The following is a 21,397-nucleotide window of genomic DNA, read 5'->3' as shown; positions in this document are numbered from 1 at the left end:
TAGCCGAGAGGCCGCCGCCTGCCTTAGCGGTCGTCCACCCGGATGGTCCGTGCGCCAACGTGCAGTGCCCGGCCGGCGCCCAAGCCCATGATCGCCGCGCCGGTGCCAAGGGCGATGAAGAGAACGGCGCTGGCCGTAAAGCTGCCGGTCCAGCTGCGAATGAAGCCGACGAGCAGCGGGCCGATGGCGGCGAGCACGTAGCCGACGCCTTGGGCCATGCCGGAGAGATGCGCAGCGACATGGGAGTCGGGCGAGCGCAGCACGATGAGGGTCATCGCTGCGGCAATCAGGCCACCCTGGCCGATGCCTTGAAGAACGGCCCAGACGAGCACCGTCGACAGCGGCGCGAAAAGGATGCCGATGAGGGCAATGACGGCAGCGGCCACGAGCGCCACGCAGACGGCGCGCTGGTCCCGGCGCCGGACGGCGAAGGAGGGCACGAGCAGGCAGGTAACGACCTGCATCATGATCGAGGCAGAGACGACTGCGCCGGCGGTTGCGGCATCAAGGCCGCGCTCGCGAAGGATCGGAGCCATCCAGCCGAAGACGCAATAGGCAAGCGCCGACTGCAAACCCATGAACAGCGTCACCTGCCAGGCAAGCCGATCACGCCAGAGGCCGACGACGCGGAAACCGCTGTGGCGGGCCTGTGCCTTGCCGCGCAGCGCCTGCGGCGCCCAGATCAGAAGCACGATCAGAGCCGGCACCGCCCAGGCGGCGAGTGCGCCGGACCAGGAGCCGACGACATGGTGCTCGATCGACAAAGTAAGGCCGGCGGCACTGGCCGCGCCGGCGCAGAGTGCCATGGTGTAGAGGCCCGTCATCATCGCAGCCCGATCGGCAAAGTCACGCTTGACGAGACCGGGGAGGAGAACGTTGCCGATCGCGATCGCCGCACCGGCGGCAAAGGTTGAGATGAACAGCAACGGAACGGACTGCACACCGCGGAGCCCCGTGCCGAGCGTCAGCAGCAACAGCACGCCAAGAAGCGTGCGCTCGGCGCCGAAGCGTTGCGCAAGTTTGGGTGCGAGCGGCGCGAAGATGCCGAGGCAGACCACCGGCAGGGTGGTGAGCACGCTGGCGCCAGCGGTGGACAGGCCGGTCGCCTGCATCACCTCGGGCAGCAGCACCGAGAGGCTTGAAAACAGTGGCCGCAGGTTGAAGGCGATCAGGACGAGGCTCACACCGAGAAGGATGCGGGCGCCGTGGCTCAAGACCGGTGGCTGCGGTGCCGGCAGGCTGTCGGCCTCGGCGTCGATGAGCTGGTCTTCGGGGCCGAGTGGTTCGGCGGCCTCGGCCTTGTGGGGGTCACGAAACGTCTGGTTCATTGGATGAGAAGCCGATCAAGTTCAGCGAGGACGGGGGCCATGAACGCCCGGACGGAGGCAGCGGCCTTGTCCGGATCACCGGACGCGATTGCTTCGACGATCGCCGCATGCGCCTTGTCGTCCGGTTCGGGCAGGTCGCCGCGAAGGGTCGAGTGGATGGTTTCGAGGATGGCCGAGGTGAAGAAGTCATAGAGCTCGACGATCGCCTTGTTGCCCGATGCCTCGACGATCGATCTGTGGAAGGCGATGTCGCGTTGGCCGAAGGCGTCGCGTCCGCCGTCGGCCACCGTGCCGCGGGCGGCGAGCAGCCTGGACATGCGCTCAAGGTCTTCAGGCGTATGACGCAGTGCCGCCAGCCGTGCCGCCTCGACGTCGAGTGCCGCGCGTGCCTCCCACTGGTCGCGCAGACCGGTGCGTTTGACCCGGTCGAGAGCGTCCGAGGCGTCGACGGTGGAACGGACATAGGTGCCGGAGCCCTGGCGGGCGTCGAGAAGGCCCTTCGAGATCAGGACCCGGACGGCTTCACGCACGGTGCCGCGGCTGACGGCGAGCAGTTCGGTGAGGGCCGTTTCGTTCGGAATACGCTCACCGACCGCCCAGCGGCCACTGAGGATTTCCATGCGCAGGCTTTCGGCCGTGCTCTCGGCGAGATTGGTGCGATTGATCGGCTGCATCGTCTGCTCATCAAGTCATCAGATGATTTGATGGATAGGCCGAGTTGAGACGCGAGTCAATCGGGGTAAGGCGCAGCGGAGGGCCGAGCCGCGTTGGGTTCTTCCGCTGATATCGGTCTTTTCGGATAAGCAATAGTCAGCGCTGCCGGTAGAGAGACCGGGAGCACTGGCATGAAGATCGGCGTGCATGAGCCGCAGCGCGACCGAACCGGCTATCTCAGTTGAGCCTCAGGTCGAGGCCGGGATGCAGCTTCTTGAGGTTCGGCAAGGATTTCGATTGCCACGGGATCTCGGAGGTTCCGCGCACCGTCAACTGCACGTTCGGGCGATTGCGTGCCTCGATCGTCAGCTTGGCGAGCAGGTTGATCCCGGACGAATTCAGGAACTGCAATTCGGTCAGATCGATCGTGACGTGCTCGGGCTCGGTTTCAAGTACGCCCATGACGGTCGAGAAGATCGGGGCATAGGCTTCCGTTCCCGGCAGCCGCATCGTGCCTTCGAAATGGATATCGTTGCCTTCGGACCAAACGCGATATTCTTCTTCGTCCCTGTTTTCCATATTCACCGGCTCATCAGTTCGAGAGGTCTGGGACCGCGATGGAGGCATAGGTCTCCAGCGAGGTTTCGCCGTCGTCCCCCTGGGCACCAAAAACCCAAGCGAAACGAACGCCATAATCGCTCATCAGCGTCAAAAGACCAAGCCCCGAGCCGCTCTTGCCGAGCCCGGTTGCATTGGCTTCGATGCGCTCGATGAGCAGGTCTCCGGGGTCGCCGTCTGCGATCTCGGAAAGCAGGTCCTGAAAGCGAGCAGCCGCCTCGTTGCCGATGACGTTGGACACTTTCGTTCGGAAACTGTTTGCTTCCAGAGCGGCTTCTACCATAACGGCTCCGGAGGCACGGAACTTCACCGCATTCTCCACCAGTTCATTGGTCAGGTAGCCGATGTTGTGCCGGACTTCGCGGTAGGTGTTGTGCGAGGCGCGGTAGCGCAGCGCTGCAAGTTCGGCCACGAGATCCGAAGCCATGGCGCAATGCTTCCAGCTGAGATCAAGCGGCCCGTCATAGAGGCGCAGCCGCGTCATTCTCTGGTGGGCGCCGATCGTCAGGTCCGCCAGTCCGTAGAGCGTGGTCATCTGATCACCTGTGTCTCATGACGACGAGCGTGATGTCGTCGTAAATCTTCTGCTTGCCGATATGCGCCATCAGGTCCACGATGATACCTGTCTTGACGTCTTCGGCGCTCTGCCCGTAACGTTTTCCGGCGCTCTCGCAAAGCCGCTCGATGCCGAAAAGCTCGCCCTTGGCGTTCACCGCCTCGGTCACGCCGTCCGTGTGCAGCACGATCATGTCGCCGCGGCCAAAGGAGATTTCGCGCGTGGCAACAAAGCGCGAAATGTCCGCTTCCAGGCCGATCGGCAGACCGAGGTCGAGCGTGTCGATGCGCTCGATTTCCGCACCCTTGCGCACGACGATCAGTTCCTCGTGCTGCCCCGACAGCGTCAGGCGGCCATCGTCGTAGTCGAGGAAGGCCAACGACAGATGCTTGTCGGTATTGGTCCGCACGATGTTCTTGTAGATGGCGCGGTTGAGGCGGTTGAGGAACTCCTCCGGATCCATGTCGCCGGCTTCCTGCAACGCGCGGGCGACGGACTGCACCATCAGCATCAGCACACCGCTTTCAAGGCCATGACCGGTCACGTCGCCGATGCCGATCTTCAGCCGCTCGCCGTCGCGCAGCACATCGTAGTAGTCGCCTCCCACCTCGTCGGCCGGGCGCATATAGGCGGCGATTTCGAGATCGGCGATTTCCGCGAGCTCGCCGGCCTTCGGCAGCACCATCATCTGGATCTGCTTGGCGACGGCGAGTTCGGCGCCAAGGCGCAGGTTCTCGCTGCGCAGTTGGGTATTCAGCGTCGAAATCTGATGATTGGCGTCCTCGAGCTGCTTGGTGCGCTCGGTCACCAGGTTTTCGAGGTTCTCGGTGTGGTAGCTGATCTCTTCGGCCATGCGGTTGAAGGCGATACCGGCTTCACCGACTTCGTCGCGCGTCGTGATGGGCACCCGGACGGAATAGTCCTTGGCCTCGATGCGGGTTGCCGCTCCGGCAAGCGCGCTGATGCCGCGGGTAACCCGCTTGGAAATGCCGAACACGGCGAGCGTGACGAACAGCAGCGAGGCGAGCAGGGCCAGGATTTGATAGACAAGGATGCGGTTCGTCGCTTCAGAGATACTCGCCTGCGCCGCAAACAGTGAGGCATAGATTTCCCGCTCGGGCACGACGATGCCGATCGACATGGTCTCGCGGCGCACCGGACCGGACACCCAGAAGTTCTCGGGCTCGAGCTGCTTCAGGACAATGAGATAGGGGACCTTCTCACCGCTCTCGTCGAGCAGCACCCGCTGAATGGCGCCATCGGCGCCAAGCGGCAGCTCTGCGATCGCAGGCTGTATGCTGCGGCGCAGCGAGCGCTCCAACCCGGTGACGCCTTGTCCACCAGTGTCGCTCGAACGCTGCAGGCCGATCACCTTTTCGCCGACCGGATTGATGGCAAGCACGTTGCCGTCGGACATCACCAGGAACCCGAAGCCACTGTCGCCGACTTTGACGCTTTCGACAACCTCGGCCAGCTGGTCGAGCGTGATATCGGTTCCGGTCGCCCCGGCGACACCCTTGCGGTCGCGCGTCCAGAGCGGCTGGAAGAAGCTGACGATCAGTTTCCCCGAGGCGGCATCCGTATAAGGTGCCGTTTGCGTGGTATCGGCTGCGACGGGCCTGAGGCTCGGAGACTTCGCCCATCCCTCCCAGGACTCGTAGAGGCCGGGGAAGAAGAAGTTCCAGAAGTTGGCCTCGTTGTGACCGGGGTAGAGACGGTCGAACGTCTGCGCCTGATCGGCATAGGGCGCCATCCGCAAGATCGGCCGCTCCTTTGGTCCGACGTAGTACATCTGCAGTTTGGAGCGGCCGTGCTCAAGCAGCGCAGGAGCAACCAGATCGAGAACGGCGCTGTTCTCGATATCGGTCTGCACCTCGGGCAATGGCCGGTGGTCGGGGCCAAGGAGATAGCTCCAAACGCTTACGCTCGAGAGCGGTCCCCGAAGGTTCTGCGCCCACCCACCTTTCGGATCGTAGGTGACGGTAACGGATTCCGGTGCGTGCCGCGCCAGTGCCTCTCCGACATCGGACCTGCGCACGGGGCGATCGATCTGCGCCTGGAGCACGCCCGCGAGCGTGGCGACGTCGGCGTGCACCTGGCCGAGCAGAAGATCAACCCGCGCGGCCGTCGATTCCGCATAGGTGAGCATGTAATCTTCGTTGGCCTTTTGCAGGCCCTGTCCGACCTCCGTTGTCGCATCACGCGACAATCTTTGAACATTCCAGAGCGCCAGGCCGCCTGTCAGCAGGAGGTCGAAGAGCACGGCGCTGCCGACGACCAGCACGAACTTGGCGCGAAAGGATCTCAAACCGAACCGAGGCTGTTGGATATTGCTTGCGCTCATAGTGGTTTGCGCCCGGATGCTGCCCAGATCGGCCAGCCCGCATAGCCCTTCGGATGCAGTGCCGCGAAGATGTGATCCTGGAAGCCCTGGCGAAAACGGTCGATGAATTCGGGTGCTTCGCCGTGTCTTGCAGCCATCGCCGCAAACATCTTCTCCCAGCCGGCGATGATGTCGGCGAAATCCTGGGGGTCACCGTCCAGATTGGTGACCATGAAGGATTCGACCAGGATGTCGTCGAAGCCCGCGTCGGCGAGATAGCGCCGGCTTTTCGGCCCGAGTTCCACGTCCATCTCGAAATGGCTCAAAAGCCTGGCGAGCTCATTGTAGGTCCATTGGATGCTTTGCGCCCGTGGCTCGCCGAGGCAGTGCGAGTTCTTCTCGTTGGTGATGTAGACGCGGCCGCCCGGCTTCACGATCCGAAAGAGCTCCTTGAGAAGCAGCTCCGGCTGATTGAAGATCTGCAGCGAGTGGCGGCAGGTCACGAAGTCGAACTGGTTGTCCTCGAGTAGCATCTCCGACGCGTCGCCGTAGGTATATTCGATACCCGTTACGCCGAACTCCGCCGCCACATTGCGGGCATAGGCGAGGCTCGGCTTCGAGTGGTCGAGGGCGACGATCCGCGCCGGCTGAAACTCCTTCTGCGCGAGCACGGCGAAATCGCCGATGCCGCAACAGATGTCGGCCACGGCGATGCCGGGCCGCATGCCGTGGCGCGGCAGGATGGTGCGCTCGTGGCGCCAGGTCAGTTTCGTCTGCGCGCGGAGGATGGGAATGAAGCTCGTATCCTCGACGAAGCTCTGGCCGGGATAGAACATCGAGTCGTAGACCTCGACGGAGATCTGCGGCTCGATCGTGCTCAGGTGCCGGAACATGCGCGTCGTCCAGCCGACCACGCTTGAAGTGATGATGATCAGGCGCAGGTCCGACCGCTCGCGGCAGGCATCGAGGGCGACCCGGATGAAGGCCTGGAAGGCCGTGTTGTTCATCTGGATCAGGCGCTTCACATCGATGTAGAGAACGCCGCGCACCGCATCGATCGCTTCCCGCAGCGCGTGAATGCTCTCGGCGATTTCATCGATTGAACGCGGCCGGATCGTTCCTGCGAGCGAGAAGATCTGGCTGTTCGGATCGAAGGCGACCTTGAAGCGCTGAGTAAGGCCCGCTGCGATCAACTCACCATTCCTTCAAGAGGAAGATCCACGATCAGGGTGATTGCCGGAGCCGCATCCTCGTCAAGCCGGAGGCGGGCGTCATAGTTGAGCGCGAGGTCCAGAAGCACCGATTCCCGGCTTGGGGCAAGATCGTTGGAAATGGCGTCGAGATAACGGGCCTGGGCGTCGCTTTCACGGGTTCTCGATACCGCCTCGCGATAGAAGCGCACCTGACCAGGCGGGCATGGGAAGTTAAGCTGAACCCGTTCCGTGGCGCCTTGGCGGTAGATCGACAGGCCGATCTTTCCGTCGGTGGTGCCGCCGCGAAACGAAACTTCGAGAAGCTCGTTCAAGGCGGAGGAGAAGAAGTTCGAATGCCGCACCGGATCTGTTCTGTTGTGGCTGATCATGCGGGCGAGGTAGCTTGAAACATGGTCGCAGTGATGCCAATCCGAGAGGAAATCTTCCATCTCCATATCGAACTGCAGCAAGGGCTCGAAAGCCGTTTCCGTGGTCTTATTGACAGTTGCACCCATGCAGCAATGTCCTCCGCACCCCGAACTCTGCAACGGCCATAAAGCACTTTCTATAATGATTTGTAACCACTGAGCCCCCGGATTTTGCACGTAAGCAACCCAGGTTTTGCGCCGCGTTTCACGGCGCGCAACGCACGGATGCGGCTAGAGTGTCGCCATTGCCGACGACCGGCGGAGATAGGCGCCGATCGCTTCTGCCGGCATGGGCATGCCCAGGAAATAGCCCTGCAGCCGGTCGCATCCCTCCTTTCGGAGCCAGACCGCCTGTCCCACCGTTTCCACGCCTTCGGCGGTAACCCGCATGCCAAGGCCATGCGCAAGCCCGATGATCGATCGAACGATTGTCTGGCTCTTCTCGTCGCTCTCGAGATCCTTGATGAAATATCGGTCGATCTTGATCGTGTCGAAGGGGAAGTTCTTGAGGTAGCTGAGCGAGGAGTAGAAGGTGCCGAAATCGTCGAGCGAGATCTGGATGCCCAGCACGTTCAGGGTATTCAGCGTGTCCAGGTTGTTGGTGGTGCGCTCAAGCAGGACCGTTTCCGTAACTTCCAACTCGAGTCGGTCAGCTCTGAGGCCAGCCATGTCGAGCGCCTGGGCGATGCGGTCGGTCAGTCCCTCCCGCAGGAATTCGGCCGGCGACAGATTGACGGCGACGGTAAAGTGCGACGGCCAGGTGGCGGCCTGCCTGCAGGCCTCTTCCAGCACCCATTGACCGATCTCGTTCATCAGTCCGTCGGCCTCCGCCATCGGAATGAAGACATTCGGCGGGATGACGCCCACAAGCGGATGGTGCCAGCGCACCAGCGCCTCAAATCCGACGATCGAGAACGGCGGTTCGACGAGCGGCTGGTATTCGATGGAAAACTGCCTGTCCTGGAGCGCCGTTCGCAGGCTGCGGCGCAGCATTTCGCGCTGTTCGAGTACGATCAGCATCGAGCGGCTGAAGGTCTTCGCTCGGCCTCGGCCGTCCTTTTTGGCGGCATAGAGGGCGATATCCGCCGCCTTCATCAATTGTTCGATCTCGTTGCCGTCATTGGGGGCAATGGCGATGCCGATGCTGGCGCCGACAAACACGGAAATTCCGTCGATCGTGAACGGTTCATTGAACGCCTGGATCAAGGCTTCGGCCAGATACTCGGCATCCGTCGGCTGGTCGCTGTGGCGCTGGATGACGGCAAATTCGTCGCCGGCGAGGCGATAGGCGACCTCTCCGTCGCGGAGCGCGCCGCGGATGCGCTCCGCCGCCATCTTGAGCACTGCGTCACCAGCGCCGTGGCCGAGCGTGTCGTTGACCGGCTTGAAGTCGTCGAGGTCGATCTGCATCAGCGCGAGCTTCTCGCCGGGCGTCGGCAGAATGTTCTGCAGGTCGTCGCTGAATTGCCGGCGATTGGGCAAGCCCGTCAGAACGTCGTGCGTTGCCTGGTGCAGAAGCAGCGCGCGCTCACTCTCGCCATGGCTGCCGACCTCGCGGCGCGTCGAGCGACCACTCGTTTCGAGAACGCCGATGCCGCGCAGGGCGCGGAAGACCAGCAGCGTGCGCCGGGACTTGGTGTTGGCGTCGATGACTTCGACGCTTCGGGGCACGCCGCTTGCGATCACGGACGCGACCGTCGCCTTGGAGGTGGGAGCAAGCAGTTCCGGATAGAGGTGCCACAAGGTTGCATCGACCAGCGTGCCGACCTCATAGGTTTCCTGGAGCGCCGGCGAAGCACTCGTCAGGTGGAAGGCCTCGTCATAGAACGAAAGGATTTCATCGGCGTTGGCCGCGACGGGATCCTGCACTGAAGCTGAAGCAGACGAGGTTGCATCAGTGTCCGGCATGCTTGCCTTTCCCTTTCTGTTCCGAACGCGCTCGGGGGCAGCAAGCGTCGCGCCCCCTGCGGACACTGCACGCACGGAATTTCGGCGTGGCTCGTCCTTCTCCAAAGCTATCGCGCGACGCATCCGGGTCAATGCCCTTGCCGCACGCTTGTGTACCGCCTGTGGAAACCTCGCTTCGGAACGTCATGGGCCTGGCGCGGCGCCATTGCCCTGCACGGTTGTATATAAGTGCCTTCTTGTATCATTTACCATTATTGCATGCAATTTGGTGACGTTTCGAGAGAGCGCTTGGGTGTCGTCCGCGTCGTCATCCCATTGCAGGACAGCTGCCGAGAGCGCGCCTTGGGGCGCGGGCGTTTGCTGTGCGGGGTCGACGAACGGCTGATTTGGGCGGGTAAATGGAACGAATGCTCACCGTCAGGTTTGGATTAACCATAAACGAAGAAACCGGGGGATTGGCTGGCGGCTGCTTCTCCCTCGCTGGTACGCAGGGCCATTTGACGCTTCGCGGCCAGAGACGGCCGCCAGTACTGGCGGCCGAATCGTGAAAGCGGGTCAGCGCGTGCTCAGGATCACATCGGTCTTCTGGAAGGTCCGCACGTCGATCAGACCCTTGTCCGAAATCCGGAGCTCCGGAATGACGACGAGCGCCAGCAGCGAGTGCTGCATGTAGGCGTTGTTCAGCTGGCAGCCGCAGGCGCGCATCGCCTCGACGATGGCTGCCGCCTTTTCGGCAACCACTTCGGCGCGCTGATCGGACATCAGGCCGGCGACGGGAAGCTCGACGAGGGCCAACTCGCGGCCTTCCCTGATGACGACGATGCCTCCGCCGACCTCGTGCAGCCGATTGGCGGCCTTGGCCATGTCAGCCTTGTTCGTGCCGACGACGATCATTTGGTGGCTGTCATGTGCGACCGTGCTGGCCATGGCGCAATCGCTGTCGTAGCCGAAACCGGAGACGAAGGCGTTGACCACGTCGCCGGTGCCGCGGTGGCGTTCGACGAGCGCGATCTGACAGATGTCGTTGGCGCCATCCATCTGCACGAGGCCGTTTTCGATCGCCACCTCAGCCTCAAGCGCCCGCGTCGGCGCCTGGTTCTCAACCACGCCGATCACGTTCACGCGGGCCCGCGTCGCGCGCGCATTCGACGGGATGTCGAAATCCGCGGCGGCCAGCATCCGGCCGAGATGGACCGTGTTGCGCGCGCTCTCCGGATAGACATAGGCCGGGATGTCGCGCACCAGCGCACCGCCTTCGGCCATCAGTTCCCCACGGGCAAAGACCATCTCGATCGGAAGGGCTGCAAGATCGGACGTCACGATCAGGTCGGCTCGGCGGCCGGGTGCGATGGAGCCGATCTCGCGCTCGAGGCCAAAATGCTGGGCGGTATTGAGCGTTGCCATCTGGATGGCGGTGATCGGCTTCAGCCCTTGCGCGATGGCGTGGCGCACCACCCGGTTCATGTGCCCGTCGTGCACAAGCGTGCCGGAATGGCTGTCGTCGGTGCAGAGCAGGAAGTTGCGCGGGTCGAGGCCGGATTCGGTGATGGCCTTGACCTGAGCTGCCACGTCGAACCAGGCCGAGCCGAGGCGCAGCATGGCGCGCATGCCCTGGCGCACGCGGGCGATCGCGTCTTCGGCGGTCGTGCCCTCATGGTCGTCGGCGGGGCCGCCGGCGGCGTAAGCGTGGAACTCGCGGCCGAGATGCGGCGAGGCATAGTGTCCGCCGACGGTCAGACGAGCATCCTGGGTGGCTGCGATCTCGGCCACCATCTTCGGATCGTTGGCGGCGACGCCGGGGAAATTCATCATCTCGCCAAGGCCGATGACGTTCGGCCAGGCGAGCGCCTCGGCGACATCATGCGCTGACAGTTCCGCCCCTGCAGTTTCAAGTCCGGGCGCGCTCGGCACGCAGCTCGGCACCTGCACGAGCACGTTGACCGGCAGGCTCTGCGCCTCTTCGTTCATCAGCCGTACGCCATCGAGGCCAAGCACGTTGGCGATCTCGTGCGGGTCGATGAACATGGTGGTGGTGCCGTGCGGAATGACGGCGCGGGCAAATTCAGTGACGGTGACGAGCCCGCTTTCGACGTGCATGTGCGCGTCGCAAAGGCCAGGCACGAGATAGCGGCCGGCGGCATCGACGACCTTGGTCTCCGCGCCGATCGTGTGGCTCGCGTCCGGGCCGACATAGGCGAAGCGGCCGGCTTTGACGGCGATGTCGGTGCCCGCAATGATCTCGCCGGAATAGACGTTGACCCATTTGCCGTTGCGGATCACCAGATCGGCGGGCTTCCGGCCCATTGCGACGTCGACCAGTTCGGGTGCGGTTCTCGACCAGGATTGAAGCATGTTGGTTTCCTTCGAATGGGGCAGTGCCGGCGCTCCCGATCCATTCCATGAACGGGAGCGAGAGCGCCGAGAGGCTTACTGGGTCTGGGCGACGAGCGCTGCGGCGAGCAGCGCGACGAACCACATGACCGGTCTTACATCGCCGGCCCGGCCGCAGACCAGCTTGATCAGCACATAGGCGATGATCGCGAGCGACAGACCGAGCGTGATCGAGAAGGTGAGCGGTATCAAGACGATCGCGAGGAACGCGGGGATCGCCTCGTCGAGCGCGCTCCAGCGGATGTTGCTGATCGGCTCGGACATGAAGAGACCGGTGAGGATCAGCACCGGCGCGGTCGCAACCGCCGGCACCAGCGACAGGAGCGGCGACAGGAACAGGAACGGCAGGAACAGCACGCCGGCGACAAGCGCGACGAGGCCGGTGCGGCCGCCCTGCTGGATGCCGGCGCCGGATTCGAGATAGACGGTCGCGGGGCTCGTGCCGAGCGGGGCCGAGATCAACGCCGCGATCGCATCGACATGCATGGATTCGCGGATGTTGCGCGGCATGCCGGTTTCGTCCTTGAGGTCGGCCGCTTCCGCAAGACCGAGGAAGGTCGAGAGTGCCTCGATGAAGTTGGTGAAGAGGAAGACGAAGATGAACGGCAGGTAGATCAGGTTCAGCGCGCCCAACAGATCGATCTGACCGACGAAGCTGAAATCCGGTGCAGCGGAGAAGCCGCTCCAGTTGACCAGCGTGTGGACGTCGGGCGTCTCCGGCGAGAATGCGCTGCCATCGCCCCACCAGCGGCCGATCGGGATTGCAAGGATCGTCGTCAGGATCATGCCGGCCATCATCGCGCCGGGGACCCGCCGCACCACCAGAGCAACCGTCAGCACGAAACCGGCGATGAAGGTGAGGGTGACGGGGTTGAACTGGGTCAGGCCGACGATGGTGTCGGGATTGGCGACGATGAACTTGGCGTTTTCCAGGCCGATCAGCGCGATGAACAAGCCGATGCCGCAGGCGATGCCGTAGCGCAGATCGACCGGGATCGCCTCGATGATCGTCTGGCGCAGGTTGAAGAAGGCCATGACGGTAAAGAGCACACCGGCCCAGAAGACGCAGCCGAGCGCGACTTCAAGCGGCACCTTGGCGCCGACCACCATGGTGTAGGCAAAGAGCGCATTGATGCCCATGCCCGGTGCGACAAGAATGGGGCTGCGCGCATAAAGCCCCATGGCGCAACTGCCGATGAAGCTGACGAGCACCGTTGCCGTCACACCCGCCGAAAACGGGATGCCGGCATGTGCAAGGATCGATGGGTTGACGACGATGACGTAGGAGGCAGCGAGAAAGGTCGTGAGCCCGGCAAGGATTTCGGTACGGACGGTGGAGCCGAAGCGCGAGATCTGGAAGTAGCGGTCAAGAAGCGCATGAAGCCAGGATCCCCCCGGGCCCGGCGCCGCCTCCACGGTCTTGTTCTGAATGTTCATTTTGTTCCCCTTTTTTGAAACGACGGAGGGGGCCGGCATGACCGGCCCCCTCCTTGAGCACTATTCCGCGGCTTCGGCGCGCTCGTCTCCGCTGGCGGGCGAAAACGGCGAGATCACCTTCAGCCCGACGCAGTCGACGACGCCAAGGTCGGTGATCGCGTATTCCGGGATCGCCGTGATCTGCAACACGAACATGTACATGAAGGGCCAGGGCAGCGGGCAACCGAGCGAGCGGGCCGCGTCGTCGAGCTGGTCTTCCAGCGCCGCCATCTCTGCCGGCTCGATGTCGGAGACGATTCCGCCGATCGGCAGGTGCAGGAAGGCTTCAATCTTGCCGTTCCTGACCACGACCTGACCGCCATTGTTGGCGATCAGGTGGTTGATGGCGATGCGCATGTCCTCGAGATCGGCGCCGATGCAGATGATGTTGTTGTCATCCGGTGCGGTGGAACTGGCGATCGCGCCTTCCTTGAGGCCAAAGCCGGAAGTGAAGGCGACCGGACGATTGCTGGTCTTGCCGTAGCGTTCGACGACGGTGACGTATTGCACGTCCCTTGCCGGGTCGGCGAGCACATGGCCGTCCTTGACGGCAAGCGTCACGTCGCGGCGGGTGCGCACGAAGATCTTTTCCGGGGTGACGGCGATCGCCATCGCTTCCGCCGTGTCACCGGCTCCGTCATAGGCAACCTTGAGGTCGCCGGGCTGAAGCGGCGCCACCTTGACCGAGTTGAGAATTGCTGCGCTGCGCTGCGGCGGCGTCAGCTCGATCGCCATCTTGCCACCGCGGGCGACCACCTCGCCCTTGGCGACGACGGTTTCGATATTGAAATTGCGCAGGTCGTCGACGAGCAGGATATCGGCGGCGCGGCCGGGCGAGATCGAGCCGACCTTGTCGTCGATCCGCAGCGCATCGGCGCCGTTGATCGTCGCCATCTGGATCGCCGCCATCGGCGAGATACCCATGGCGATTGCCATGCGCACCATGTTGTCGAGGTGCCCACGCTTCAGGATGTCGCTCGCCACCACGTCGTCGGTGCAGAAACTGATGCGGCGGAGCGCCTTCACGCCCATTTCCGTCACGATGCGTAGATTGTCAGCAAGGAAGTGCGAGATCGAGGATTCGCGCACCACCACATGCATGCCGGCGCGCAGCTTTTCGAGCATTTCTTCCGGCGTGTAGCTCTCATGGTCGGCGCGCACGCCGGATTGCTGGTAGCCGTTGAGCCGGGCGCCGCGCGTCATCGGGCAGCAGCCGAGAACCGGAAGCCGGCTCTTTTCGGCAAGCTCGAGCGCCGCCAGCACGTCGGCGTCCTCTTCCTGGATGAATTCGCGCACCGTCTCCCAGATGCCGACGCATTCCGGCCAGTGGTGCGTCGCCTGGTGGTCCGCGGGGCTGAAGTAGTGGCCGACGGTCGAGCGTGGCATGGTGTAGGGCGTCTTGCACGGCGCGCCCCAGAAGACCTTGAGCGGCGTCTGCTTTGCCTCGTCGAGGAATTCGCGCGCCGCAGCCGGGCCGCCGACGACGATGATCTGGTCGAGGCCGGTAACGATCGAAGTGGTGCCGAGTGGAACGACGGCCTTGGCGAAGCTCGTCAGCGACATCTTCGAGCATTCGACATGCAGGTGGCCGTCGATCATGCCCGGTGTCAGGTACTTGCCGGTCGCGTCGACGATCTTGGTCTCGGGGCCGATGTAGTCAGCGATATCGCCGACGGCGATGATGCGCTCGCCATAGATGGCGACGTCAGCCTGGTAGATCTCTTCCGACACGACATTGACCAGCCGACCGCCGCGGATCGCCAGCGTTGCCTTACCGCCGGTGCCCGATGCGGCGCGAATGAATTCTCTGATATCGCTCACTGGAACCTCTTCTCCCTTAGCTCCAGTGAATATTCCCAATTCCCACTCGTTTACACAATGGGCCGAAATAGGCTAATCTCTGGACATATCGTGCAAGATTTTGGACGAAATATGGACCTGTCACTCATCGACTGCTTCGTGAAAGTCGCCGATTCCCGTTCGATTTCAGCGGCTTCCAGGCGATACCGGCTGCCCAAGTCGACGCTCAGCCACAAGATCCGGCAATTGGAGGATGAGTTCGGCATCGAGCTCTTCGTGCGCGAAGGACATCAGTTGCACGTGACCGACGCCGGCGCCGAATTCCTGCGCTACGCCCGGCTCATCCAGTCGAACTGTGACGATGCAGCAACCGCTATGGCCGAGATGCGCCAGGAGGTGGCGGGCACGCTGCGGGTGGGATCAACAGGCGAATTCGGCACGACGATCACGTCGGAACTGCTCTACGCTTTTCGCCAGCAGTATCCGCAGGTCAATCTCGATGTCGTGTTCCTGACTTCGCGCCAGCCGTTCTCCGATGTCACCGAGCAGGCGCTCGACGGTATCTTCCACTGGGGCGAGCCGTCGGATGTCGATTACATCAGTCGACGGCTCTCGGTGTCGTCCTACGGGCTTTTCGCCAGCCCGCAATACATCGCCCGCCATGGTCAGCCGCAAACCCCTGATGAGCTTTCCGGCCACCGCGGTCTCGTCTTCCGCCAACCGACGCGGCTGCAGTCCTGGTATCTGACCCAGGCAGTGAAGGACGAAGTGGACCTTTTGCCGACATCCACCTGCACCACCAACGACTACTGGACGATCAAGTATTTCGCGGTTGCCGGCGAAGGCATCGCCTATCTGCCCGATTTCTTCGTCGAGACCGAGCGGCAGGCAGGGCTACTGGAGCCGGTGCTCTCAGACTGGCGCTCGCCGCAGACGGCGATCAACCTCATCTATTCGCGCCGCCGGCACGTGTCGAAACGCTTCAAGGCCTTCGTCGATTTCTGCATCGACTTCTATCGCGACCGCGACCGGGTGAAGATCCCGCGCTACTATGTCGAGCGCGTCAGTCTCTAGGGCAATTCCAGGAGACGTTCGAAACGGGTTTCCGTCCAGGATTGTGTCGTTTCAAAAGCCTCGTGCGCCTGGCGAAGCAATGCAGGCAGGACACTCGCTCCATCGACGTTGCCGCCGCAAAGCAGGATGACGTTGGTCTGGCCGGCGCATTTTTCGGCGACCTGGCGAAAGCCGGCGAGCGCGAGCGCTGCCGCTCCTTCGACCAACATATGCTCGCTCAGGAGCAGGTCACGCATCGCCGCTTCGATTTCCGCTTCCGTGCAGGTGACGACCGCATCGACCACGGCCATCGCCAGCCCAAGCGTCAGGCTGTCGGCATCGAGACCGCCGGCGACCGCCTCGGCGAGCGTGTCGAGATGATCGGTTTCGACGACGCGGCCCGCTTTCATCGAAGCGGCGAGCGCCGCGGAATTGGCGGCCGAAACCCCGATGATGCGGGTGTGCGGGCTGAAACTCTTCAGCACCGAACCGATGCCGCTGATCAGCCCGCCACCGCCCATGGCGATGAATATGTTGTCGATGCGCTCGGCCTGTTCGAGCAGTTCGAGTGCGATGGTGCCCTGTCCGGCAATGATGTCGGCGTCGTTGTAGGGCGAGACGTAGACGAGCCCTTCTGATGCGGCCAGCTTCTGGGCATGATGTTCGGCAAGCCCCGTTTCCGCGCCATGGAGGATGACGTCGATGCCATAGGACCGGATGCGCTCGAGTTTTGCCGCCTTGACGATCTCAGGCAGCACCACGGTCAGCTTCTGGCCGATCGCGCTTGCCGCATGGGCAGCGCCGATGCCGTGATTGCCGGACGAAGCGGTAATTACCGGCTGGTTCTTCGGCAGCGACGTCATCTTGCTGGCGGCGCCCCGGATCTTGAACGAGCCGGTCAGTTGCAGGTTCTCTGCCTTGAACAGCACGGTCGAGGACGTTTGTCGTCCGGTGACACGCGACGGGATGAGCGGAGTTTCATAGATGAAGGGGCGAATGCGCTGACGCGCCCTGACGGATTGCGCGGCCGTCTCGAAGACGTCTTTGTTCATGGTCGTGTTCCTTCCGTCGGCCCGAGCAGGCCGAGTCCGTCGAGTACGGTACGGGCGATGGCGATGTCCTGGGTGGCGATCCCCGTCAGGTCGGCGATGGTGATGTCCTGATCCGAGCGTCGGCCCTGTGCCGCACCGGAAAGGACTGCTCCGAGTGCAACGCAATCGTCTTCGCCGATCAATCCAGCCTGTGCGGCTGCGGAAAACTCGCCATGGTCCAGGCATTGCGCGGCGAGATCTGTCATACGGCGATCGGCGCGGGCGACGAGTGCCACATCCAGCTCCTGCTTGCCCGGCGCATCTGCGCCCATGGCGGTGATATGCGTGCCGGGCGCGATCCAGTCCGACCGGATCAGCGATTCTCTGGAGGGCGTCGTCGTCACGATCGCATCGGATTGGCGGCACAGCGTTTCAAGGTCGGTTGTAGCGTCTATGGAAAGATCAAGGTCCGCTAGATCGGCAAGCACGGCAGCCGTCTTTTCCGGCGACCGGCCCCAGACCGTGAACTGCAATGGCCGAGCCGAGAGCGCTGCGAGCGCCCGGATCTGAATGCGCGCCTGCGTGCCGGTGCCGACGATGCCGATCTTTCGGGCATCGCTGCGCCAGAGCGCCATGGTGGCGATCGCGCCGCCGATGCCGGTGCGCAGATCGGTCAACAAGCCGTTGTCATCGAGCATCGCGACCACGTCCCCGGTCCCAGCGGAGATCGCAACCATCATGCCGTTGCTGGATGGCAGACCTTTGGCGGGGTTGTCGTAGAAACCGGAGGCGATCTTCACGACGAAGATCGGATCGCCCTCGATGTAACCGTACTTGATATGGCAGTCGGCGTTGCGGCCGGGAAGTGCCAGATAGCCGACCGGCGGCAGGTTGGCACGGCCATCGGTCACCGCGATATAGGCGTCGCGGATGGCCGGTGCGGCCAGCGTCAGCAAGGGCAGGGAAGCAAGTTTTTCGCGACCGATGACGATCATGGGATATTGCCCTGGCTCAGATATTTGTAAACGGTCGCCCGGCCCATGCCGAGGATGCGGGATATGTAGGAAGCGGCGTTCTTGCCGCCGAAGGCGCCGTTTGCGGAAAGGGCGATCACCAGCGCCTGCTTGTCGGTCCGGCTCATGGACGAAATCGTCAACCCGCGCGCCGTCGTCCATTGCTGGACATATTCGTTGACGCGCTCGTGCCAGTCCTCCTTGAACAGGCTCTCCGGCTTGTCGCCGCTTGCGGATACGCGGACGAGCGCGTTGAGCGTCCTGAGTGCTGCGTGAAAGTCCGAGACATCGGCGTTGATGCAGAGCACGCCGATCGCCTTGCCGTCTGTTCCTCGCAGTACGGCGCTGATCGCTTTGATCGAGCGCCCGTCCCAATTGACCTTCTCGTAGGGACCGATGACCCCGTCCGTTTTGTTGAAACCGATCTCGCTGAGCAGCGAGGGTTCGCCGATTTCCCGCTTGGAAAAATTGCCGGCGATGTGGACCACGGTTTCGGTTGCGAGATCGTGCAGCACGACTTCGGCGTAGGGCTGGAACAGCAAGGCGATCGCGTCGCAGACAAGTGCGTGCGGGCGGAGTTCGGGGTTCACGGCCTTCCCTTTCTTCAGGAACCGCCCTTAAATCACGTGTGGACTAAAATGTCCATATTGGACTTCTTGTCCGTAAATCATCTCAAAAAAAATTACGACGGCGGCGTGCGATGATTTTCGCACGCCGCCGTCGAAGCTGTCGTAGGGATCAGTTTGGCGCACCCAGGTTATGCGGGCGCCGCAATGGGCTCAGCCTTTGTTGGGGCCGTCGCGCCAGGCGAACACCAGATGATCGAGCGACAGCTTTCCAGGACCGGAAGCCATGAGGCCGAGAGCCATTGCCGCCCAGGTGATGTGGATGGGCCAGCCGTCCGGAACGGTCAGTTGCACGACGGCTGTCATGACCAGCAAGCCGAACGCGGCAAATCGCGTTGCCAGGCCGAAGATCAGCAGCATCGGCAGAAGGATTTCGGCCGAGCCGGCGGCAAAGGCCATGGCGGCCGGGGCTGGGTAAGGGTAGGGACCGCCGGGAAGATGCAGCTGGAACTCCGAGCTGAAAAGCAGGACGGCGACGTCGTTCAACTGCAGGAAACCGTCCCACTTGCTCATGCCGGACCGGAAGAACGGCACGGCCAACCCGAAGCGCAGCACGAGTTGAGCAAGCCAGAGAGGAGCGAGCGCGCCGACCGCGCGGTTGGCGCGGCGGGCCCACTGCGACAGGTCGGTGGCATTGACGCTGTTGCGGGAGCTGGATGCGGACATCATGGTTTCATCCTCCGTAATGAATGGCCGAAAAGGCGCCGGCCTCGAGCGCCGTTGCGATGGCGGTGGCGAGGTCGAGAGAGGGATATTGGCTTGCCGCCTCCCCTGCCGCCGTGGCGAGGGGAACACCGGACAGCAACCGGACGAGCAGAATCTCGGATCCCGGTGTCAGGTGGCGGACAGCCACCTCCAGGTCGGGGCGGGTGATCAGTGCGCTTTCGGGCGCCGAGATCTCGATGCGACCAACCGGGCCACTCGCCCGATTGGCGGCAAAGATCGTCACGGCCGGATAGTCGGAACGGACGATCCGGGTTGCCGGATGTGCTTCGAAGACGGCGTTGCCGAGCCGATCCGGCGGAACGGCGGCGAGAGCATCGGGCGTCAGGGCCGGCTTATCGGCGGCGTGGTAAGCGTCGAGCCAAAGGCGTTCGATCCGCGCCACATCGGAAAGCCACGGCATCGATTGCGCATACTCGTAACGTGCGATGAAGCCGGGAAAATCCCGGCCGTATTCGAAAAGCAGCGGCGAGGTCGGGGGCGTCTCGCGCACATGAAAACGCGCCATCGCGCGAAAGAAGGTTTCGCCGGTGATGCGCATCGTCGCCGGAAAGGTCGCCGCCAGCGCCTCGATCAGGCTGACGGTGACATTGTTGCGGTAGACATTGAAGCGCTTGACCGCTGACTTGCCGTTCGGACCGGAGACGAGCGAAGGCGTCAAGCGCTCGGGATCGAGAAGCGGCGGCACGAAGCCGGCTGCGTAACTGCCGACGGTGCCGATGGGTGCGGCGGGTATTCTGCTAGGCGCTTGCACTGATCTTCTCCCGTGACGCCGCCTGCGCATGGCGATCGAGGATCGCCTGTGCGGCGGTCGCTTCGCGCTTCAACACCGGCCAGTCTGGAATGGCGCTGTCCCATTCGACAAGCGTCGGGATCGGCCCCGTGCGCGCAGTGACCAGCTCGTAGAGTTTCCAAACGGCGTCGGCGACGGGGCCGTCATGGCTGTCGATCAACAGCAGTTCGCCCTCGTCGTCCTGCTGTTCCGCATGCCCGGCGAGATGGATCTCGCCGACGTCAGCCAGCGGAAAGTCGCTGAGATAGGCAAGGGCGGAATAGCCCTGGTTGGTGGCCGAGACGAAGACGTTGTTGACGTCGAGCAACAGCCCGCAGCCGGTGCGCTTCACCAGTTCGCGGATGAACGCCGTTTCGCTCATGGTCGATTCGGTGAAGGCGACGTAGGTCGAAGGGTTTTCGAGCAGCAGCCGACGGCCGATCGCCTCCTGGACTTGGTCAATATGGTCGGCAACGCGGGCGACCGTCGCCTCGGTGTAGGGCAGTGGCAAGAGGTCATTGTAGAAGATGGTTTCGTGGGTCGACCAGGCGAGATGCTCGGACACGAGAGCCGGTTCGTAACGTTCGACCAGATCCTTGAACCGGGCGAGATGCGTCCGGTCCAGTGGTCGTGGTCCGCCGATCGACATGCAGACGCCGTGCAGCGAGACCGGAAAATCTTCGCGGATCCTTGCAAGCGCCGCATGCGGCGGACCGCCGGCGCCCATGTAGTTCTCCGCATGGACCTCGAAAAATCCGCCGGGTGTATCGTCGGCGAGGATCGCCGGCAGGTGCTGGTGCTTGAAGCTGGTGCCTGCCAATCCCGCGATTTCATGCTTCGGCAGACGTTGGCCCAGCAAGGCAACACGACTGCCGTTTTCCATTGAGGTGCTCATCGAGGAATCCCGTTTCCATTCGTGTGGTGCTCGGTGGCGAACAATCCTGGGTCCGCCACCGCTTTGTGAGACTTGCCTGCGAAGCGGGGCGCGTTGCCCCGCATCCGGTTCGGCGTCGTTGCGGATTAGGAAGGCATGTCGCGGGAGAGCGGCTCCGGTGAGCCCATGCGGCCGTCGGGCAGCTTCATCGTCGTGCAGGTGCCGCCATCGACGAATTTCCAGGCATTGCCCTGATAATCGACCGTCGAGGTCGCCTGGCACGTCGTGCCAGGCCCGGCTGCGCAATCGTTGTGGCCCTTGAGGGCGACGCCGAAGCATTTCTCCTTGCCCGCATCCATCGCGCTTTTGACCTGTGCTTCGGTGAGCGGGCCCGCAACGGCGAGCGACGACAGGGCGGCAGCAACCGCGCTTGCCAGCATTGCGCTGCTGATCGTGGACTTCATGGACATCATAATATCTCCGTGTTGAACTCATCCCGTGCGTCCCATCTCGGTCGCACATCGGGTCTTTCGTCGCGGAGACAGCTGGCGTTACATAACGTTCGCAACACGCTTTCGTGATGTGTTCGCGAGCGGTCACGATCATGTCAGTCCGCTTGAGGAGACAGGC

19 protein-coding genes are annotated in these 21,397 nt (G+C 63.1%); 1 reads left to right on the top strand and 18 read right to left on the bottom strand.

Annotation, left to right across the window (positions count from 1 at the left end):
• Positions 1 to 23: 23 nt before the first annotated feature.
• From PWG15_RS29635 to PWG15_RS29585, 11 genes are all read right to left on the bottom strand, one after another.
• Positions 24 to 1,328: a CynX/NimT family MFS transporter gene (locus tag PWG15_RS29635; RefSeq protein WP_275025108.1), complete on the bottom strand. Its 1,305-nt coding sequence runs from the start codon at positions 1,326 to 1,328 to the stop codon at positions 24 to 26.
• The gene (locus PWG15_RS29630) at positions 1,325 to 2,002 is read right to left on the bottom strand and encodes a FadR/GntR family transcriptional regulator (protein ID WP_275025106.1); all 678 of its coding nucleotides are present in this window, start codon (positions 2,000 to 2,002) and stop codon (positions 1,325 to 1,327) included. Before PWG15_RS29630 ends, PWG15_RS29635 begins: the two co-directional genes overlap by 4 nt.
• Before the next feature lie 217 nt (positions 2,003 to 2,219).
• Complete coding sequence (locus PWG15_RS29625) at positions 2,220 to 2,561, bottom strand: slr1659 superfamily regulator (protein WP_275025105.1); 342 nt, start codon at positions 2,559 to 2,561, stop codon at positions 2,220 to 2,222.
• Between the two features lie 13 nt (positions 2,562 to 2,574).
• On the bottom strand, positions 2,575 to 3,135 hold the full coding sequence (locus tag PWG15_RS29620; protein WP_275025104.1) for a slr1658 superfamily regulator: 561 nt from the start codon (positions 3,133 to 3,135) through the stop codon (positions 2,575 to 2,577).
• A 4-nt stretch (positions 3,136 to 3,139) separates the two neighbouring features.
• Positions 3,140 to 5,500 carry a SpoIIE family protein phosphatase gene (locus PWG15_RS29615; RefSeq protein WP_275025102.1) on the bottom strand — a complete coding sequence of 787 codons (2,361 nt, stop codon included), beginning with the start codon at positions 5,498 to 5,500 and terminating at the stop codon, positions 3,140 to 3,142.
• Positions 5,497 to 6,672, bottom strand: coding sequence for a class I SAM-dependent methyltransferase (locus tag PWG15_RS29610; protein ID WP_275025101.1), 1,176 nt, complete (start codon positions 6,670 to 6,672; stop codon positions 5,497 to 5,499). Before PWG15_RS29610 ends, PWG15_RS29615 begins: the two co-directional genes overlap by 4 nt.
• The gene (locus tag PWG15_RS29605; RefSeq protein WP_275025100.1) at positions 6,669 to 7,187 is read right to left on the bottom strand and encodes a ubiquinone biosynthesis methyltransferase UbiE; all 519 of its coding nucleotides are present in this window, start codon (positions 7,185 to 7,187) and stop codon (positions 6,669 to 6,671) included. The genes PWG15_RS29610 and PWG15_RS29605 overlap by 4 nt, the downstream gene beginning before the upstream one ends.
• A 144-nt stretch (positions 7,188 to 7,331) precedes the next feature.
• Positions 7,332 to 9,008: a putative bifunctional diguanylate cyclase/phosphodiesterase gene (locus PWG15_RS29600; RefSeq protein WP_275025099.1), complete on the bottom strand. Its 1,677-nt coding sequence runs from the start codon at positions 9,006 to 9,008 to the stop codon at positions 7,332 to 7,334.
• 555 nt (positions 9,009 to 9,563) lie between these two features.
• Complete coding sequence (ade, locus tag PWG15_RS29595; protein WP_275025098.1) at positions 9,564 to 11,360, bottom strand: adenine deaminase; 1,797 nt, start codon at positions 11,358 to 11,360, stop codon at positions 9,564 to 9,566.
• Positions 11,361 to 11,435: 75 nt separating this feature from the next.
• Complete coding sequence (locus PWG15_RS29590; RefSeq protein WP_275025097.1) at positions 11,436 to 12,836, bottom strand: NCS2 family permease; 1,401 nt, start codon at positions 12,834 to 12,836, stop codon at positions 11,436 to 11,438.
• Positions 12,837 to 12,896: 60 nt separating this feature from the next.
• Positions 12,897 to 14,696, bottom strand: a complete 1,800-nt coding sequence (locus PWG15_RS29585) for an adenine deaminase (RefSeq protein ID WP_275025096.1) — start codon at positions 14,694 to 14,696, stop codon at positions 12,897 to 12,899.
• A gap of 111 nt (positions 14,697 to 14,807) precedes the next feature.
• On the opposite strand from PWG15_RS29585, the gene PWG15_RS29580 reads away from it, so the two are divergent.
• Complete coding sequence (locus PWG15_RS29580; RefSeq protein WP_275025095.1) at positions 14,808 to 15,749, top strand: LysR family transcriptional regulator; 942 nt, start codon at positions 14,808 to 14,810, stop codon at positions 15,747 to 15,749.
• Here the strand turns inward: PWG15_RS29580 and PWG15_RS29575 are convergent.
• The 7 genes from PWG15_RS29575 to PWG15_RS29545 form a co-directional block, all read right to left on the bottom strand.
• Entirely contained in the window at positions 15,746 to 16,780 is a 1,035-nt protein-coding gene (locus PWG15_RS29575) for a threonine ammonia-lyase (protein WP_275025094.1), read from the bottom strand. The genes PWG15_RS29580 and PWG15_RS29575 overlap by 4 nt on opposite strands.
• On the bottom strand, positions 16,777 to 17,754 hold the full coding sequence (locus PWG15_RS29570) for an ornithine cyclodeaminase family protein (RefSeq protein ID WP_275025093.1): 978 nt from the start codon (positions 17,752 to 17,754) through the stop codon (positions 16,777 to 16,779). Before PWG15_RS29570 ends, PWG15_RS29575 begins: the two co-directional genes overlap by 4 nt.
• On the bottom strand, positions 17,751 to 18,362 hold the full coding sequence (locus PWG15_RS29565; RefSeq protein ID WP_275025092.1) for a helix-turn-helix transcriptional regulator: 612 nt from the start codon (positions 18,360 to 18,362) through the stop codon (positions 17,751 to 17,753). Before PWG15_RS29565 ends, PWG15_RS29570 begins: the two co-directional genes overlap by 4 nt.
• 189 nt (positions 18,363 to 18,551) lie before the next feature.
• Positions 18,552 to 19,064, bottom strand: coding sequence for a DoxX family protein (locus PWG15_RS29560; protein WP_275027260.1), 513 nt, complete (start codon positions 19,062 to 19,064; stop codon positions 18,552 to 18,554).
• A 7-nt stretch (positions 19,065 to 19,071) separates the two neighbouring features.
• Complete coding sequence (locus PWG15_RS29555; protein ID WP_425536783.1) at positions 19,072 to 19,875, bottom strand: HvfC/BufC family peptide modification chaperone; 804 nt, start codon at positions 19,873 to 19,875, stop codon at positions 19,072 to 19,074.
• Positions 19,862 to 20,776, bottom strand: a complete 915-nt coding sequence (locus tag PWG15_RS29550; protein ID WP_275027258.1) for an MNIO family bufferin maturase — start codon at positions 20,774 to 20,776, stop codon at positions 19,862 to 19,864. The genes PWG15_RS29555 and PWG15_RS29550 overlap by 14 nt, the downstream gene beginning before the upstream one ends.
• A gap of 137 nt (positions 20,777 to 20,913) precedes the next feature.
• Positions 20,914 to 21,237, bottom strand: coding sequence for a BufA1 family periplasmic bufferin-type metallophore (locus PWG15_RS29545; protein ID WP_057255561.1), 324 nt, complete (start codon positions 21,235 to 21,237; stop codon positions 20,914 to 20,916).
• Positions 21,238 to 21,397: the final 160 nt, after the last annotated feature.

This window comes from Ensifer adhaerens (assembly GCF_028993555.1).
In the GTDB taxonomy this organism is placed as follows: domain Bacteria; phylum Pseudomonadota; class Alphaproteobacteria; order Rhizobiales; family Rhizobiaceae; genus Ensifer; species Ensifer adhaerens_I.
Note: the sequence above shows the minus strand (reverse complement) of the source record. Positions and strands in the feature narration are given on the sequence as shown.